Raw genomic sequence first — 283 nt, 5'->3', positions numbered from 1 at the left:
CTACGAGCTGCTCGTCCCGCAGATCCTGCGCGGCTGCTCGATGATGCTGTGCATGGTGCCGATCAACAACATCGCGCTCGGCACGTTGCCGCCGGAACGGCTGAAGAATGCGTCCGGCCTGTTCAACCTGACCCGCAACCTCGGCGGCGCGGTCGGCCTGGCCATCATCAACACGGTGCTGATCGACCGCAACGCCTTCCACTACGCAAGGCTCTCCGAGCATGTCGAGTGGGGCAGCGAGGCGGCCCAGACCAAACTGCAGAACATGACGCTGAACTTCGAG

1 pseudogene is annotated in these 283 nt (G+C 63.6%); it reads left to right on the top strand.

The window, feature by feature from the left end:
* Positions 1 to 283, top strand: a pseudogene (locus EN862_RS35845) (MFS transporter); the annotation flags it as partial.

Source organism: Mesorhizobium sp. M2E.F.Ca.ET.219.01.1.1 (assembly GCF_004016445.2).
Lineage (GTDB): Bacteria > Pseudomonadota > Alphaproteobacteria > Rhizobiales > Rhizobiaceae > Mesorhizobium.
The sequence above is the reverse complement of the archived record's forward strand: the minus strand, read 5'-3'. Positions and strand labels throughout refer to the sequence as shown.